Origin of the sequence: Pseudomonas sp. B40(2017), from assembly GCF_002112855.1 — a bacterium.
GTDB lineage: Bacteria > Pseudomonadota > Gammaproteobacteria > Pseudomonadales > Pseudomonadaceae > Aquipseudomonas > Aquipseudomonas pharyngis.
The window spans coordinates 112,133-127,656 of the sequence record NZ_NEIT01000009.1; the positions used below are offsets into that span (position 1 = coordinate 112,133).

Consider the following 15,524-nt stretch of genomic DNA (forward strand, 5'->3'; position numbering starts at 1 on the left):
ATCGCTGTACTGCGACTCTGCTGCCTGACTGTACGGTTCAGGGCTGCACGCCCGCGTGATAAAAATACCGCTCCCGTCACCGGAGCCCGCACCATGGATCTTGCCACCCTCTCCCTGTTCCTGCCCGCCTGTTTTGCCCTGAACATGGCACCGGGGCCGAACAACCTGCTGTCGGTCAGCAACGCCACCCGCTACGGCTATCGCCGCGCCTGCGTGGCCGGGATCGGGCGGTTGCTGGCGTTCGCCGGGATGATCGCCCTCGCGGCGGCGGGGCTGGCGGTGGTGCTGCAAACGTCCGAGCTGTTGTTCTATGGGATCAAGATTGTCGGCGCGGGGTATCTGCTGTATCTGGCTTGGCAGCTGTGGCGGGCCAATCCTGCCGCCGAAGACGCGGTTACTGCGCCGGCGAGCGGGCTTCTGGCCCTGGCGCGTCAGGAGTTTCTGGTGGCGGCAGGCAATCCCAAGGCAATCCTGATCTTTACCGCATTCCTGCCGCAATTCGTCGACCCGAACCGCGCCATCACCCCGCAGTTCATGCTGCTGGGCGTGCTGTTCCTGCTGCTGGAATGGATCGCCATCAGCGCTTACGCCTACATGGGCCTGCACATGCGCCGCTGGTTCGCCGAGCCGCGCGGCAAACGGATCTTCAACCGTTGCTGCGCCGGGCTGCTGTCGGCGGCAGCTTCGGTATTGTTAATGGCCAAGCGCGCCTAAGCCTCGGAAGGGCCCTTGAGTTCGACCTGGTTGCCGTCCGGGTCGAAGCAGTACAGCGACAGGCCGTAGCCCTCGGCGCCAAAACGGGTGGCGGCTTTTTCGACGGTCAGGCCGCAGGCTTGCAAATGACTGACCAGCGCCGCTTCATCGAACGGCTCGATGCGCAGGCAGAAGTGATCGACGTTGCGCCGTTCGCTGCCGGCAGCGGCGCCGCCCTTGCGGCCGATTTCCCCGTCGAGGTCGACCAGATCGATCATCGACGTACCGGCGCGCAGGTGCACCAGACCGAACTTTTCATTGCGCTTGACCACTTCGGCACCGAAAACCCGGTCGTAGAAATCAATGCTGCGTTGCAGATCGGCGACGCGCAGCACGATGTGATCGATGTGTTGAATCGTGAACGGTGACATACCTTCATTTCCCGAGTTGTAGCGACCCGATCACTGTAGTGCAGCGGCCCGAAAATTCACTGTCGATTTTTCGGTGGAGCCATCGAATAACTGGTTTTATCCTCGGCCCATGAACATACAGACCGCTGTCCTGCCCCCTCACGCCGAAATGGTTCGCGCCATGCTCGAACGCGACACTGCCTATGAAGGCGTGTTCTTCACGGCCGTGAAAACCACCGGGATCTTCTGCCGCCCCAGTTGCACCGCGCGCAAGCCGAAACCGGAAAACGTCGAGTTCTTCGCCCACGCTGACGAGTGCCTGTCCGCCGGTTACCGCGCCTGCTTGCGCTGTAAACCGCTGGATGCTGCCGCCAACGCTCCGGATTGGGTGCAGCGGCTGCTCAAAGCGGTCGACGCCGATCCGGAACTGCGCTGGAGCGATGCGCAGTTGCTCGCCGAGGGCATCGAGCCGCTGAAATTGCGGCGCTGGTTCAAGCAGCATTTCGGCATGACCTTCCACGCGTGGCTGCGCACCCGCCGGCTCGGCATGGCGTTGGGCGGGATCAAGCAAGGCACGTCCATCGACCACGCCGCGTTCGATTCCGGCTATGAATCCCTCAGCGGTTTTCGCGATGCGTTTCAGAAATCGTTCCACATCACGCCGGGACGCGCGGCAGCCAGCGAGCCGCTGCTGTTCACTCGCCTGACCACGCCGCTGGGGCCGATGATCGCCATGGCCGAACGCCGTGGACTGGTGCTGCTGGAGTTTCTCGACCGCCCGGCGCTGACCCGGGAAGTCGAAGAACTGCAGAACCGCTACGGCTACGTGGTCGCACCGGGGCACAATGCGCATTTGCAGCAGATCGACAACGAGCTGGCGATGTACTTCGCCGGCAAGCTGAGCGAATTCAGCGTGCCGCTGCACCTGCCCGGCAGCGAGTTTGCCCGCCAGGTCTGGAGCGAACTGCGGCAAATCCCCTACGGCCACACCAGCACTTACGGCACCATCGCCGCACGGCTGGGCAAACCCGGTGCCAGTCGCGCGGTGGGGCTGGCCAACGGGCACAATCGGCTGTCGATCGTGGTGCCATGCCATCGGGTGATCGGTGCGGACGGCTCGCTGACCGGCTATGGTGGTGGTCAACCGCGCAAGGCGTTTTTGCTCAGGCTGGAAAATGCCGCCGTGCAGCTGACGCAACAACTGGCTTTCTGAACAACCGACAAGAAGGGATCTCGATGAACGCGCTCGACACTCAGTTTCACCAGTTGCACCACGATGGCCTGCTGATCCTGACCAACGTTGCCGACGCCACAGGCGCGCGACTGGTCGAGCAACTGGGTGGCAAAGCCGTCGCCACCAGCAGCGCCGCGGTCGCCTGGGCCCACGGTTACCCGGACGGCAATACTCTGCCGCTCAAGCGTTTGATCAGCAGCGTGGAGTCGATTGCGCGAGTCATCAAAGTGCCGTTGAGCGTGGACATCGAGGCCGGTTATTCCGATGACCTCGACCGGGTCGCTGAAGTGATCGATGCCGTGATCGCTGCGGGTGCGGTCGGGATCAATATCGAAGACGGCAGCGGCACGCCGGAACTGCTGGTGCGCAAGATCGAAGTCGCGCGACAAGTGGCCGAGAAGCGCAATGTGAAGCTGTTCATCAATGCCCGCACCGACGTTTATCTGAAAAGTCTGGTGCCTGCCGAGGATCGCGTCGCCGAAACCCTGCACCGCGCCGCGCTTTATCAGGCAGCAGGGGCCGATGGGTTGTTCGCTGCCGGGGTGACGTCCTCCTACGAAATCGAAGCGATCTGCAAAGGTACGACCCTGCCGGTCAACGTCCTGGGCTTCGCTTGCCTGCCCTCTCCCGAAGAACTGCAAACCCTTGGCGTGCGCCGCTTGAGCGCCGGTTCCGGGATCGCCGAGTTCCTGTACGGCGCCATGGGCTCACTGGTGAAAAGCTTCCTCGCCAGCGGCAAGCTCGACACCCATGACCTCAAGGCCTTCACCTATGGCGAAGTCAACGGTCTGCTGAAGTAACTCATGCCCGATTCCTACCAACCGGCCAGTGATTTTCTGGCCAGCCTCGACGCCGACTGGCAGCGCCACATCGCTGCGGTCGGCCCCTGCCTGCACCAGCCGCACCCGGCGCGCGATCCTTATGAGTCGCTGGTGCGGGCGATTGCCTATCAGCAACTGCACGCCAGGGCTGGCGATGCAATTGTCGGGCGGCTGGTGGGGTTGTTTCCCGGGCAGTCGTTTCCGCGTCCGGAGCAGATTCTGGCGACGGACTTCGACCGACTGCGCAGTTGCGGGTTTTCGGCGGGCAAGATTGCGACGATTCAGGGGATTGCCCAGGCGACCCTGGACGGTGTGGTGCCGGATTACCCGACCGCGCTGGCGATGGAGGATGAGGCGCTGATCGATCGCTTGGTCAGCCTGCGCGGGGTTGGCCGCTGGACTGTAGAGATGTTGCTGATCTACAGCCTGGAGCGGCTGGATATTCTGCCGGCGGATGACTTTGGGGTTCGCGAGGGGTATCGGCGGTTGAAGGGGCTGGAGGTGCAGCCGACGCGCAAGCAGATGATCGAGATCGGGTTGGCGTGGAGTCCGTTTCGCACGGTGGCGGCGTGGTATCTGTGGCGGGTAGCCAAGCCGTAGACCGCGTTTTCGTTCATCGCGAGCAGGCTCGCTCCCACACTTGAAATGCGCTCCCTATGTGGGAGCGAGCCTGCTCGCGATGGCGGCAGCACACTCACCCCATCTCTTCTAGGCTGAACCGCACCGACAAAAACCACCGGAGGGCCACTCATGCACCTCGAAGGCTCCTGCCACTGCGGCGCGGTTTCATTCACCCTCGACAGCACCCACCCCTACCCTTATCAGCGCTGCTACTGCTCGATCTGCCGCAAGACCCAGGGCGGTGGCGGCTATGCGATCAACCTCGGCGGCGATGCGGCCAGTCTCAAGGTACGCGGGCGCAAACACATCACGATCTACCACGCAAAAATGAAAGACGCAGGCGACGCCCGCGCCCACCGCAGCAGCGCCGAGCGGCACTTCTGCTCGCAGTGCGGCAGCGGCCTGTGGCTGTTCAGCCCGGAATGGCCGGAGCTGATCCACCCGTTCGCCTCGGCGATCGACACGCCGTTGCCGGTGCCGCCGGAACACACCCACCTGATGCTCGGCTCGAAAGCCCCGTGGGTCGAAGTGCAGGCGAGCGCCAGGGACCAGCAATTCAAGGTCTACCCGGAAGAATCCATCGCCCAATGGCACGAACGACTGAAATTGACCCGATAACCGCCTTCACAGTCTTTGACAGTTTCCCGACAAAGCTGCCAAAGATTGCCGGCCGCCCCCTCACTAGCATGGGCGCATCCAATTTCCCTTCGGGTGCCCCATGCCGGTTTCGTTACGCACATTTTCGCTGTCCCTGACTTCCCTCTGCCTGCTGCTGCCGGGCGATTCGCTGCGCGCCGAAGACTGGCACGCCACCCTGCGCGCCGGTGCCGCCAGTGCGCCGCGTTACAGCGGCAGTGATGAGCGGGTGGTGGCGCCGTTGGTGGGTGTCGAAATCGTCAGCCCTTACGGCGTGTTTCTCGACAGCAGCCGAGGCCTCGGCTGGGGCTTCGACGAAGAGGATTTCGGCCTCAGCGTCTACGTCGGCGCCAGCGACGTGCGCAAGGATCGCAAGACCGGATTCAAAGGCTCGGACGAGCTCAACGGCATGGGTTCGATCAAGTCTCGCCCGGTGATCGGGCTCGACGGCACGTACCACATGGGCCCGATCATCCTCGGCGCGAGTTTCGAGCATGCGCTGGAAAAGGATGACGATGACCATGACACCGGCTCATCGTGGAACCGCCTCAAGCTGAGCATCAGCGCTCCGCTCTACGAAGGACGTTTCGGCAAAGTCACCGGCGGCCTCAACAGCCAGTTCGGCGACAGCAACTACATGCGCACCTGGTACGGCGTCAGCGATGCCCAGGCCTCGCGCAGCCAGTTCCGGGCCTACAACGCCCGAGGTGGCCTGGTCAGTCGCGGCGCGGATCTGACCTGGTCGTTGCCGCTGGATGAACAATGGAGCGTGTCGACCGTGCTGGCGGTGCAGTACCTGAGCCACGAAGCGGCCGACAGCCCGATTGTCGAGCGCCGGTTGCAGACCTCGTTGGCCGGACAAGTGGTCTACACCTTTTGATCGCGCTCAGAACAGCTCGCTGAACGGAATGAAACGCAGCGGGTCGCCAATCTGCAAGGTGCTGTTCTCGGGGATTTCCACCAGTCCATCGGCCCAGGTCGCACCGAGCAGCACCCCGGAACTCTGGTTCGGATACAGCGCCGCCTGCCCGCCCTCCAGACGCACCCGCAGATACTCCCGACGGCTGCCGGGTTTCGGCCAGTCGAAACCGGCGTTGACCGTGAAGCTCAGCGGCATCACCTCTTCCACGCCTTGAATGCGCAGCAGATACGGGCGCGCCAGCAGGCCGAAGGTCACCAGTGCCGAGGTCGGATTGCCCGGCAGACCGATCACCGGCACTGTGCCGAAATGGCCGACCGTCAGCGGTTTGCCGGGTTTGATCGCGAGTTTCCACAGCAGCGGTTTGCCGTTGTCGCGCAGCACCTGGCCGAGGCAATCGGCATCACCGGCAGATACGCCGCCGGTGGTCAGAATCAGATCGGCTGCCACTTGCAGTTGCTCGAGTTTGAGCCGGGTCTGCGCCGGACGATCGGGCAGAATCCCGGCGTCGATCACTTCGCAACCCAGTTCACGCAACCAGTGGTCGAGCAAGGTGCGGTTGCTGTTGTAGATGCTACCGGGACGCAAGGGCTGGCCCGGTTCCACCAGTTCATCCCCGGTCGACAGCAACGCCACGCGCGGACGACGCACCACCGGCAAATGGGTCATGCCCTGCCCTGCGGCGACGGCCAGCTCGAACGGGCCGAGGCGTTTGCCGGCGCGCAGCAAGGTGTCGCCGACGCGGTTCTCCTGGCCCTGGGGACGGATGTTCTGGCCGACCTTCAGCGGTTGCAGGAAACGGACGCGGCCGTCCTCAAGCACCTCGACGTTTTCCTGCATCTCCACGCAATTGGCGCCCATGGGCAACGGCGCACCGGTGAAAATCCGTGCGCAGGTGCCGGATAGCAAGGCGTCCGGCGCCATCCCGGCGTAGACCCGCTGTGACACGCTCAACGGCTGGCGATGCAGGTCGGCGAGGTTCAAGGCATAACCGTCCATGGCGCTGTTCGGCCACGGCGGCAAGTCGAGGGTGGCGACCAGATCGCTGGCCAGCACGCGCCCGCGCGCGTCATTGAGCGGCACCGATTCGCTGTCCGGCAGGCGTTGTTCATCAGCCATCGCCAGCAGTTGGTCGAGAGCGTCCTCGACCGGCATCAATCCCGGCTTGCTCATCCGCGCGGCCCGCAGGCTTGCACCGGTTTGAGGTGCGGGACGAAATTGCACGGGCGATGACGGTTATCCAGTTGTTCGGCGAGGATGCCTTCCCACGCGGTGCGGCAAGCGCCGGTGGAACCCGGCAGGCAGCACACCAGCGTGCCGTTGGACAGGCCAGCCAGCGCACGGCTTTGTACGGTCGAGGTGCCGATGTCGAGAATCGAGATGGCGCGGAACAGTTCGCCGAAACCGTCGATCTGCTTGTCCAGCAGGCAAGCCACGGCTTCCGGGGTGCTGTCACGCCCGGTGAACCCGGTGCCGCCGGTGATCAGCACCACTTGAATGCCGTCGTCGGCGATCCACTGCGCGACCTGGGCGCGGATCTTGTACAGGTCGTCCTTGAGCAGGTTGCGTTCGCTCAAGGTGTGGCCGGCCTCCAGCAGGCGGCTGACCAGCAACTGGCCGGAGGTGTCGCTGGCGTAATCGCGGGTATCGCTGACCGTCAGCACGGCAATATTCAGGGGAACGAACAAGGCATCCGATTTCACACTCATGGCACTCTCCGGCCGTCGTCAATTCAATGGAGACGAGCCTAAGTGCCGTCTGTAAGGACTGTCTAATCACTCTGGCCAACCACACTATCGACCTGCTCTATCGGTGATTTTTTTCAGCCCCTCGACCGCTGTCCGGCCCAATGAAACCGGGGGTCATCGAAACCCTCGATAGGCTCTTAAACACTGCCGATTGGACGAAAAAAACCATCAGTGGGATCGTCGTTCCCTGCGCTTTCCGTGCGCTGTACGCATCTGCGTCAATACTCAATCAAAATTCCTTATCGAGCAGGTGCCGTCGTGGACATCAAACAACTCAAGTTCCTGATCGCGCTGGACGAAACCCGCCACTTCGGCCAGGCCGCCGCGCGCTGCCACATCACCCAGCCGACCCTGTCGATGCGCCTGCGCAATCTGGAAGACGAGCTGGATCTGGTGCTGGTCAATCGCGGCCAGCGCTTCGAAGGTTTCACCCAGGCCGGCGAGCGCGTACTGGCCTGGGCCCGCACGCTGCTGGCGGCCCACGACGGGTTGTTTGCCGAAGCCGCTGCCTGCCGGGGGCAACTGGTGGGTAGCCTGCGGCTGGGGCTGGTGCCGCTGAGCAACTTCAATCCGGTCAATTACATTCAGGGTTTGTCCGGGACTTATCCGGAGCTGAAATACAGCCTGTCGTCGCTGAGTTCGGACGAGATCATCGAGGGCCTGGGCAACAATCAGCTGGACCTGGGTGTGTGTTATCTGGACCACGTCAACCCGAACTATTTCGAGTTCTTCGAGATTGGCGAAACCCGCGTCGGCCTGCTCTACGACACCCGCCACTTCCATTTCGAAGGCCCGGAAATGAGCTGGGAAGACGCCGCCGAACTGCCGCTGGGGATGATCACCACCGGCATGCACTACCGCAAATCCATCGACCTAAGCTTCCGCAGTCGCGGGCTCAATCCGCAGCCGATCCTGGAAAGCGATTCGACCTATCAATTGCTGCAGGCGATTCACCAGGGTTTCTGCTGCTCGATCATGCCGCTTGATAGCGGACTGGAAGAGCCGATCGAACACCTGGCTTTCATCAACCTGCCGGATGCCAGTGTGCTCGCGCCGCTGGGGCTGGTGATGCGCAAGACCGAACCGCGCTCGGCGATTGCCGAGAAGTGTTTTGCCGAGGCGCGCAAGATGTTCGGGATCGAGGCGCCTGCCGAATAGACATTGTTGAATATAAGACCGCCATCGCGAGCAGGCTCGCTCCCACATTGGAATGCAATCTTTTGTGGGAGCGAGCCTGCTCGCGATGAGGCCCGAACAGCCAACATCCACTTCAAAAGTGAATGCTCACTGTTTCCGCACAGGGTCATCGACCAATCCAATCACTGCATCGGAACAAGCGATTGGACGCACTTTTCCCTGCCCCGTAGCCTGAACCCACTTCAGCGCTTCGGGGATTTTCAGGATGCTGTGCCAAGTTGAACAACTCATCGAACCGGGCGACGCCAACGCTCCCGCGCCACAACCGGCGCAAGTGGCCTACCGCGAATACCTCGACGACGCACCGGTGTCCCACGCGGCACTGGCGGCGGAAATCGCCCTGGCCATCAGCTACAACGGCCTGAATCAGGCGGTGATGATGGTCTCGCCGGGCAACATCGAAGACTTCATTCGCGGCTTCAGCCTCAGCAACGCCATCGTCAACCGCCTCGACGATATCCACGACATTCGCCTGACCCATTTCGACCAGGCCTGCCAGGCCGACGTGCAGATTTCCAGCCGCGCGTTCTGGGCCCTGAAGGATCACCGCCGGCAAATGGCGGGCACCAGCGGTTGTGGCCTCTGCGGTGTGGAAGCCCTTGAGCAGGCGCTGCCGCAACTGGAAATCCTGACGCCGACACCGTTGCCACCCGCCGCGCATTTCAACGGCATCCGCCAGCGCATCGAGCAGGCCCAGCAACTGGCCCGCAGCAGCGGCGCCCTGCATGCAGCGCTGTACTTCGACGCCGACGGCCAAGCGCTGCTGTGCCGTGAAGACATTGGCCGCCACAACGCCCTCGACAAGCTGATCGGCGCCTTGCAGTTCGAAGGTCTCGATGCGCTTCAGGGCTTCGTCGTGGTCACCAGCCGTTGCAGCCTGGAACTGATCCACAAAGCCGTGCGCGCCCGCCTCGGCACCCTCGTCAGCCTGTCTGCCCCCACCGCGCTGACCGTGCGCTGGGCGCTCAAGCACCGCTTGAACCTGATCCACGTCCCGCACCGCAACGCCCCGCGAATCTACAGCCCGATCCAGGAGCCCTCCGCATGAGTAACACCCTCACCCACCTCGACGATCAGGGCCGCGCCAACATGGTCGATGTCAGCGACAAAGCCGCCACCCGCCGCGAAGCCACCGCGCAAGCCTGGGTGCAGATGCGCCCGGAAACCCTGCAAATGATCCAGTCCAACGGCCACCCCAAGGGCGACGTGTTCGCCGTCGCGCGGATCGCCGGGATTCAGGCGGCCAAGCGCACCCACGAGTTGATTCCGCTGTGTCATGCGCTGTTGCTCAGCTCTATCCACGTCGAGCTCAAGGCCTGTGAACCGGACCGTGTGCAGATCACCAGCACCTGCCGCCTCACCGGCCAGACCGGCGTTGAACTCGAAGCCCTGACCGCCGCCAGCGTCGCCGCGCTGACGATCTACGACATGTGCAAAGCGGTGGACCGGGCGATGGTTATCGGCGACATCCGCCTGCTCAGCAAACAGGGCGGCCGCTCCGGCCACTTTCAATGGGAGAACCCGCAATGATTCTGATCAACTACTTCGCCAGCTACCGTGACCGGCTCAATCTGGGCGGTGAAAAGATTCCGGCCAGCGACACCCTCGCCTGTGTCGAGGACGTGCGGCAGATGCTGATGCAGCGCGGCGATGTCTGGCGTGAAGTGCTCGGCGCCGGCAACCTGATGTGCGCGGTGAATCAGGAACTGTGTCAGCCGGATCAGGCAATCGAGGATTTCGACGAGATTGCGTTTTTCCCGCCGGTCACGGGGGGTTGAAACATGGGTGTTCGAGTCCAGCGTAAAGGCTTCGATGCCGGTCAGTTGATTGCCAATCTGCATGCGCGCAATCCACGGGTGGGCGCGGTGGTGAATTTCATTGGTTATGTGCGGGATCTGAACGTCGGGCAGTCGGTGACCGAGCTGTTTCTGGAGCATTATCCGGGCATGACCGAGAAGGCTCTGGAGCAGATCGCCGAACAGGCCCGCGAGCGTTGGCCGCTATTGGCGGTGGAGATTGTGCATCGGGTCGGCGCGCTGTCAGTGACCGAACCGATCGTGTTCGTTGGCGTCAGCAGCAAGCATCGGCATGCGGCGTTCGAGGCCTGTGCGTTCATCATGGATGTGCTGAAGACCCGTGCGCCGTTCTGGAAGCGTGAGACTACGCCTGACGGTTCGCATTGGGTCGAGGCGCGGGAGAGTGATCAGGATGCGGCGTTTCGCTGGAGTCTGGCGCATGCCTGAAGACCGAAAGCCCTCACCCTACCCCTCTCCCAGAGGGAGAGGGAACCGACCCGGGGATATTGCAGTACTACGCCGACCTGAACCTATAGCGTTGAATCCGGATGCCGGTCTGAACGCATAGGACTGAATCCGGATGCCAGTCTGAGGGCAGTTTGCCGAATCCGAATACTGAACTGAACTGAACTGAACGCATAGTGTTGAATCCGGATGCCAGTCTGAGGGCGGTGTGCTGAATCCATAATCGACTCGATTCTTCAGGTCGATGTATGACGCAAGACACCTCGGTCGGCCCCCTCTCCCTCCGGGAGAGGGCTGGGGTGAGGGCTGCAATCTCGATACCACTCCTTAACAAAAGCCTGATTAGATAGCCGCTCCACCACAACTCAACTCGGGAGCCACACTTGAGCCAAACGCCAAAAGACTTGCCCCGTCCTCAACCCATCACCCTGCGCCAGGCCTGGCCGTTCTGGCTCAAACTCGGCTGCATCGGCTTCGGCGGCCCCGCCGGGCAGATCGCGATCATGCATCAGGAACTGGTGGAGCGCCGGCGTTGGATCTCGGAGCGACGTTTCCTGCATGCGCTCAACTACTGCATGTTGCTGCCAGGCCCCGAGGCCCAACAATTGGCGACTTACATCGGCTGGCTGCTGCACCGAACCCCTGGCGGCATATTGGCCGGAGTGCTGTTTGTATTGCCTTCGCTGCTGATTCTGATCGCTCTGTCGTGGGTCTACATCGCGTTCGGCGATGTGCCGGCGGTAGCCGGGGTGTTTTACGGAATCAAACCGGCGGTGACCGCGATTGTGCTGCACGCGGCCCATCGCATCGGTTCGCGAGCGTTGAAGAACAGTTGGTTATGGGCGATCGCCGGGGCAGCGTTCGTGGCGATTTTTGCCTTCAACCTGCCGTTCCCGCTGATCGTGCTCGGCGCGGCATTGATCGGTTATTTCGGCGGACGCTGGGCGCCGCAGCGGTTCAGCAACGGCGGCCATCGCGGCGGCGAAAAATCCTTCGGCCCGGCGCTGATCGATGACGACACACCGCCGCCCGAACATGCGCAGTTCAACTTGCCAAGGCTGCTGCGTCTGGCGCTGATCGGTGCGTTGCTATGGTGTCTGCCCATGGCGTTGCTGACCGCGTTGTTCGGCTGGGACGGCACCTTCACGCAGATGGGCTGGTTCTTCACCAAAGCGGCGCTGCTGACGTTCGGCGGCGCCTACGCCGTGCTGCCCTACGTGTATCAGGGCGCGGTCGGGCATTACGGCTGGCTGACGCCAACGCAGATGATAGACGGCCTGGCCCTGGGCGAAACCACGCCGGGACCGCTGATCATGGTCGTGGCGTTTGTCGGGTTCGTCGGCGCTTACGTGCAACCGACGTTCGGCCCGGAACACGCGTTCGCCGCCGGAGCCTTGGCCGCGACGCTGGTGACCTGGTTCACTTTTCTGCCCTCGTTCCTGTTCATCCTCGCCGGCGGGCCGTTGGTGGAGTCGACGCACAATGAACTGAAGTTCACCGCGCCGCTGACCGCGATCACGGCGGCGGTGGTCGGGGTGATCCTCAATCTGGCGTGTTTCTTTGCCTGGCACGTGTTCTGGCCCAATGGATTCGCCGGGCAACCGGACATTTTCTCGATCCTGCTGGCCCTGGCTGCCGCCGTCGCCCTGTTCTTTTTCAAGCGCGGGGTAATCGAGGTGTTGATCGTTTGCGCCCTCGTCGGGCTGGGGTTTTATCTGCTGCGTTGAACCGGGGTGCACGCCAACGCCTGCGGAAACAGGCGTTTACTTATCCGGGGATTCCCCCTTACTATCCAGCCACACCGGCCTGGCGGGACACTCCCGCCGCCGACGTTTTCCGCCAACGGAAACACGCGTCATGAGCACGTCACCACAACAATCAGAATCGTTGAACGTCTCTGCACTGTGCGCCCTCCTTCACAGGGGCCGCGCATGAATCGCATCGTCAATCTCCCCATGGCCCTGAGCCGTTCCAAGCTGCGTCACTCCGCACGCCCGCCGGATATCTGCCTGCCTGTCTGATCGCGCCGATAAAAAACCGCGACAGCTCCCCCCCTTTTTTCGATATCCCTGCCAGGACGCCCGCGCCTTTTGCCGAGCTGCGTCCGGCCCGAATCTGCGCGCCTGTGCGGCGCCATCGTGAGTGATTGATTATGAAATTCGCAGCCATTGAAGACGCCCGTCACTTTCTCGAGCAGAACCCCGAAATCGACATGATCGAGCTGTTCATCCTCGACGCTAACGGCGTGCCGCGCGGCAAGCTGTTGCACCGCGAAGAACTGCTCGCCGTGTACGAAAGCGGCCGCCCGCTGCCGAGCACCATCCTCGGTCTGACTGTGCATGGCGAAGACGTGGAAAACTCAGGCCTGGTGTGGGACGTCGGCGACATCGACTGCCGCGCCTACCCATTGGAAGGCAGTCTGGTGCGCCTGCCGTGGCGGCAGATTCCGACTGCGGCGGTGCAGGTCAGCATGCACCCGGAACAAGGCATGCCGGCGAGCATCGCCGACCCGCGCCACCTGTTGATCAAAGTCATCGACCGCCTGAAAGCCGAGGGCTACCACCCGGTGATGGCCTGCGAGCTGGAGTTCTATCTGCTCGACGCCAAACGCGATCACAACGGCCGTCCGCAACCGGCGCTGGATGCCGACGGTGGGCGACCGCGACACACGCAGGTCTACGGTTTGCGTGAGCTGGAGCAGATCGAACCGTTCCTTGCCGACCTCTACAGCGCCTGTAAACTGCACGGCATTCCGGCGCGTACGGCAATCTCGGAATACGCGCCGGGCCAGGTGGAAATCACCCTCGAACACGGCGATGCGCTGGAAGCAATGGACCAGGCCGTGCGCTACAAACGGCTGGTCAAAGCCGTAGCGCACAAGCACGGCATGCAGGCGACCTTCATGGCCAAGCCGTTCGATCATCTGGCGGGTACCGGCATGCACATGCACGTCAGCCTCGCCGATGCCGAGGGACGCAATCTGTTCGCCTCCGAAGATCCAGCGGGCACCCCGCTGCTGCGCACGGCGATTGGCGGGATGCTCGCGTCGTTGCTCGATTCGCTGCTGCTGTTCTGCCCCAACGCCAACTCCTACCGCCGTTTCCAGGCCAACAGCTACGCGCCACTGGCGCCGACCTGGGGCGTCGACAACCGTACCGTCAGCCTGCGCGTGCCCGGCGGCCCGGCCAACACACGGCACATCGAACACCGCATCTGCGGCGCCGATGCCAACCCGTATCTGGCAGCGGCGGCGATTCTGGCGGGCATTCATCGCGGAGTAAAAGAAGACATCGATCCGGGTGAACCGGTGGAAGGCAACGGTTACGCGCAGGCGAAAGAATTGCTGCCGACCGACTGGCTGACCTCGCTTACGGCGCTGGAAAATTCGGTGTGGGCGCGGGATGCCTTGGGGCAGGAATTTCTCGGGGTGTATCTGGCAGTGAAACGTGCGGAATACCGGCAGTTCATGGCTGAAGTGGGTGAGCAGGACTGGCGCTGGTACCTCACAGAGGCCTGACGCCTCCCACTGAACCCTGTGGGAGCCAGCCTGCTGGCGATAGCGGTGTGTCCTTCACCATCCATGTGTCTGACAGGCCCTCATCGCCAGCAGGCTGGCTCCCACAAGGATTGCACTCTGCCTCCCGAATTTTGTGTGGAACTAAAAATGACTGAACGCAGCAATTCCTACTACACCGCGACCCTCAACCGCGACACCGACTACCCGACCCTGCAAGGCCGGCACCAGGTCGATGTGGTGATCATCAGCGGCGGTTTCACCGGCGTTGCCACGGCCGTGGAACTGGCCGAAAAAGGCCTGAAAGTCGCCATCGTCGAAAGCCACAAGATCGGCTGGGGCGCCACCGGGCGCAACGGTGGGCAGGTCACGGGCAGCCTGTCCGGCGACGGCGCGATGCGCAAACAGATGCGCAACACATTGGGCGATGAGGTCGACGATTTCATCTGGCACCTGCGCTGGCGCGGGCACGAAATCATCAAACAACGGGTCGAGAAATATGCGATCGATTGCGACCTCAAGCACGGCCATTTGCATGCGGCATACAAGCCAAGCCATATGGCCGGTTTGCGCAGCGACTACGACGAAGCCGTGCGCCGAGGCATGGGCGATGAGGTCAGTCTGCTCGACCGCAGCCAGGTCCGTGATCTGCTGCAAAGCGATCTCTACCACGGCGCCATCAAGAACACCCGCAACATGCACCTGCACCCGCTCAACCTGTGCATCGGCGAGGCGCGAGCGGCGCAAAGCCTCGGCGCGCTGATCTTCGAAAACAGCGAAGTGCTGGAGATCATTCACGGCGCCAGCCCTGCCGTGCGCACCGCCCACGGCCGGATCGACGCCAATCAGGTGCTGCTGGCCGGCGACGTTTACCACAAACTCGAACCGGGCCAGCTCAAGGGCAAGATTTTCCCGGCCATGGGCGGCATTGTCACCACCGAACCATTGGGCGATCTGGCCAAACAGATCAACCCTGAAGACCTCGCCGTTTACGACTGCCGCTTCGTCCTCGACTACTACCGCCTCACCGCCGACGGTCGCCTGCTGTTCGGCGGTGGCGCCAACTACAGCGGCAAGGACTCACGGGACATCGCCGGCGAACTGCGGCCGTGCATCGAACAGACCTTCCCGGCGCTCAAAGGGGTGAAGATCGACTACCAGTGGAGCTGCGCGATGGGCATCGTCATCAACCGCATTCCGCAACTGGGCAAGCTTTCGGACAACGTCTGGTATTGCCAGGGCTACTCCGGCCACGGCATCGCCACGACCCACATCATGGGCGAAATCATGAGCCGGGCGATCACCGGGCAGATGCAGCAGTTCGACACGTTTGCCGCGTGCTCGCACATTCGCGTGCCGATGGGGGATCTGCTGGGGAATCCGATGCTGGCGGCGGGCATGTGGTACTACCAGATGCTGGAAAAACTGCGCTGATAGGTCTGGCCCTATCGCCAGCAGGCTGGCTCCCAC

At 62.7% G+C, this 15,524-nt stretch carries 17 protein-coding genes; 14 read left to right on the top strand and 3 right to left on the bottom strand.

Going from position 1 to position 15,524, the window contains the following annotated elements; all coding sequences use genetic code 11:
* Window positions 1–93 precede the first annotated feature (93 nt).
* Window positions 94–714, top strand: a complete 621-nt coding sequence (locus CAF76_RS24670) for a LysE family translocator (protein WP_085648904.1) — start codon at window positions 94–96, stop codon at window positions 712–714.
* Here the strand turns inward: CAF76_RS24670 and CAF76_RS24675 are convergent.
* Entirely contained in the window at window positions 711–1,124 is a 414-nt protein-coding gene (locus CAF76_RS24675) for a VOC family protein (RefSeq protein ID WP_085648903.1), read from the bottom strand. The genes CAF76_RS24670 and CAF76_RS24675 overlap by 4 nt on opposite strands.
* 109 nt (window positions 1,125–1,233) lie before the next feature.
* Here CAF76_RS24675 and CAF76_RS24680 point away from each other — a divergent pair, with 109 nt between their 5' ends.
* From CAF76_RS24680 to CAF76_RS24700, 5 genes are all read left to right on the top strand, one after another.
* Complete coding sequence (locus CAF76_RS24680) at window positions 1,234–2,316, top strand: bifunctional transcriptional activator/DNA repair enzyme AdaA (RefSeq protein WP_085648902.1); 1,083 nt, start codon at window positions 1,234–1,236, stop codon at window positions 2,314–2,316.
* Window positions 2,317–2,339: 23 nt separating this feature from the next.
* Window positions 2,340–3,137, top strand: a complete 798-nt coding sequence (locus CAF76_RS24685) for an isocitrate lyase/phosphoenolpyruvate mutase family protein (protein ID WP_085648901.1) — start codon at window positions 2,340–2,342, stop codon at window positions 3,135–3,137.
* Between the two features lie 3 nt (window positions 3,138–3,140).
* Window positions 3,141–3,758 (top strand): DNA-3-methyladenine glycosylase, encoded by a 618-nt coding sequence (locus CAF76_RS24690; protein ID WP_085648900.1) that lies wholly within the window; start codon window positions 3,141–3,143, stop codon window positions 3,756–3,758.
* Between the two features lie 150 nt (window positions 3,759–3,908).
* Window positions 3,909–4,397, top strand: a complete 489-nt coding sequence (locus CAF76_RS24695; protein WP_085648899.1) for a GFA family protein — start codon at window positions 3,909–3,911, stop codon at window positions 4,395–4,397.
* 100 nt (window positions 4,398–4,497) lie between these two features.
* Window positions 4,498–5,295, top strand: coding sequence for a MipA/OmpV family protein (locus CAF76_RS24700; protein WP_085648898.1), 798 nt, complete (start codon window positions 4,498–4,500; stop codon window positions 5,293–5,295).
* Window positions 5,296–5,301: 6 nt separating this feature from the next.
* On the opposite strand, the gene glp is transcribed toward CAF76_RS24700, so the two are convergent.
* Both glp and moaB read right to left on the bottom strand, forming a co-directional pair.
* Window positions 5,302–6,507: a gephyrin-like molybdotransferase Glp gene (gene glp, locus CAF76_RS24705; protein ID WP_085648897.1), complete on the bottom strand. Its 1,206-nt coding sequence runs from the start codon at window positions 6,505–6,507 to the stop codon at window positions 5,302–5,304.
* Window positions 6,504–7,043, bottom strand: a complete 540-nt coding sequence (moaB, locus tag CAF76_RS24710; RefSeq protein ID WP_039770868.1) for a molybdenum cofactor biosynthesis protein B — start codon at window positions 7,041–7,043, stop codon at window positions 6,504–6,506. The genes glp and moaB overlap by 4 nt, the downstream gene beginning before the upstream one ends.
* A 297-nt stretch (window positions 7,044–7,340) precedes the next feature.
* Here moaB and CAF76_RS24715 point away from each other — a divergent pair, with 297 nt between their 5' ends.
* The 8 genes from CAF76_RS24715 to CAF76_RS24750 all read left to right on the top strand — a co-directional run bounded on the left by CAF76_RS24715 (window position 7,341) and on the right by CAF76_RS24750 (window position 15,488).
* Window positions 7,341–8,240 (top strand): LysR family transcriptional regulator, encoded by a 900-nt coding sequence (locus CAF76_RS24715; RefSeq protein WP_085648896.1) that lies wholly within the window; start codon window positions 7,341–7,343, stop codon window positions 8,238–8,240.
* Between the two features lie 244 nt (window positions 8,241–8,484).
* Window positions 8,485–9,327, top strand: a complete 843-nt coding sequence (gene fdhD / locus CAF76_RS24720) for a formate dehydrogenase accessory sulfurtransferase FdhD (RefSeq protein ID WP_085648895.1) — start codon at window positions 8,485–8,487, stop codon at window positions 9,325–9,327.
* Entirely contained in the window at window positions 9,324–9,809 is a 486-nt protein-coding gene (gene moaC, locus CAF76_RS24725) for a cyclic pyranopterin monophosphate synthase MoaC (RefSeq protein WP_039770876.1), read from the top strand. The genes fdhD and moaC overlap by 4 nt, the downstream gene beginning before the upstream one ends.
* Window positions 9,806–10,057 (top strand): MoaD/ThiS family protein, encoded by a 252-nt coding sequence (locus CAF76_RS24730; RefSeq protein WP_007957033.1) that lies wholly within the window; start codon window positions 9,806–9,808, stop codon window positions 10,055–10,057. Before moaC ends, CAF76_RS24730 begins: the two co-directional genes overlap by 4 nt.
* A gap of 3 nt (window positions 10,058–10,060) precedes the next feature.
* On the top strand, window positions 10,061–10,522 hold the full coding sequence (moaE, locus tag CAF76_RS24735) for a molybdopterin synthase catalytic subunit MoaE (RefSeq protein ID WP_085648894.1): 462 nt from the start codon (window positions 10,061–10,063) through the stop codon (window positions 10,520–10,522).
* Window positions 10,523–10,923: 401 nt separating this feature from the next.
* Window positions 10,924–12,267, top strand: a complete 1,344-nt coding sequence (chrA, locus tag CAF76_RS24740) for a chromate efflux transporter (protein ID WP_085648893.1) — start codon at window positions 10,924–10,926, stop codon at window positions 12,265–12,267.
* A gap of 425 nt (window positions 12,268–12,692) precedes the next feature.
* On the top strand, window positions 12,693–14,057 hold the full coding sequence (locus tag CAF76_RS24745) for a glutamine synthetase family protein (RefSeq protein ID WP_085648892.1): 1,365 nt from the start codon (window positions 12,693–12,695) through the stop codon (window positions 14,055–14,057).
* 147 nt (window positions 14,058–14,204) lie between these two features.
* Window positions 14,205–15,488, top strand: coding sequence for an FAD-binding oxidoreductase (locus tag CAF76_RS24750; protein WP_085648891.1), 1,284 nt, complete (start codon window positions 14,205–14,207; stop codon window positions 15,486–15,488).
* Window positions 15,489–15,524: the final 36 nt, after the last annotated feature.

Bases quoted from the DNA above. Each gene is read 5' to 3' on its own strand.
- moaC (WP_039770876.1), top strand. From the start codon at position 9,324: ATGAGTAACACCCTCACCCACCTCGACGATCAGGGCCGCGCCAACATG.
- CAF76_RS24745 (WP_085648892.1), top strand. From the start codon at position 12,693: ATGAAATTCGCAGCCATTGAAGACGCCCGTCACTTTCTCGAGCAGAAC.
- CAF76_RS24685 (WP_085648901.1), top strand. From the start codon at position 2,340: ATGAACGCGCTCGACACTCAGTTTCACCAGTTGCACCACGATGGCCTG.
- moaB (WP_039770868.1), bottom strand. From the start codon at position 7,043: ATGAGTGTGAAATCGGATGCCTTGTTCGTTCCCCTGAATATTGCCGTG.
- CAF76_RS24695 (WP_085648899.1), top strand. From the start codon at position 3,909: ATGCACCTCGAAGGCTCCTGCCACTGCGGCGCGGTTTCATTCACCCTC.
- CAF76_RS24730 (WP_007957033.1), top strand. From the start codon at position 9,806: ATGATTCTGATCAACTACTTCGCCAGCTACCGTGACCGGCTCAATCTG.
- CAF76_RS24675 (WP_085648903.1), bottom strand. From the start codon at position 1,124: ATGTCACCGTTCACGATTCAACACATCGATCACATCGTGCTGCGCGTC.
- CAF76_RS24670 (WP_085648904.1), top strand. From the start codon at position 94: ATGGATCTTGCCACCCTCTCCCTGTTCCTGCCCGCCTGTTTTGCCCTG.
- CAF76_RS24680 (WP_085648902.1), top strand. From the start codon at position 1,234: ATGAACATACAGACCGCTGTCCTGCCCCCTCACGCCGAAATGGTTCGC.
- CAF76_RS24700 (WP_085648898.1), top strand. From the start codon at position 4,498: ATGCCGGTTTCGTTACGCACATTTTCGCTGTCCCTGACTTCCCTCTGC.
- CAF76_RS24690 (WP_085648900.1), top strand. From the start codon at position 3,141: ATGCCCGATTCCTACCAACCGGCCAGTGATTTTCTGGCCAGCCTCGAC.
- fdhD (WP_085648895.1), top strand. From the start codon at position 8,485: ATGCTGTGCCAAGTTGAACAACTCATCGAACCGGGCGACGCCAACGCT.
- glp (WP_085648897.1), bottom strand. From the start codon at position 6,507: ATGAGCAAGCCGGGATTGATGCCGGTCGAGGACGCTCTCGACCAACTG.
- moaE (WP_085648894.1), top strand. From the start codon at position 10,061: ATGGGTGTTCGAGTCCAGCGTAAAGGCTTCGATGCCGGTCAGTTGATT.
- CAF76_RS24750 (WP_085648891.1), top strand. From the start codon at position 14,205: ATGACTGAACGCAGCAATTCCTACTACACCGCGACCCTCAACCGCGAC.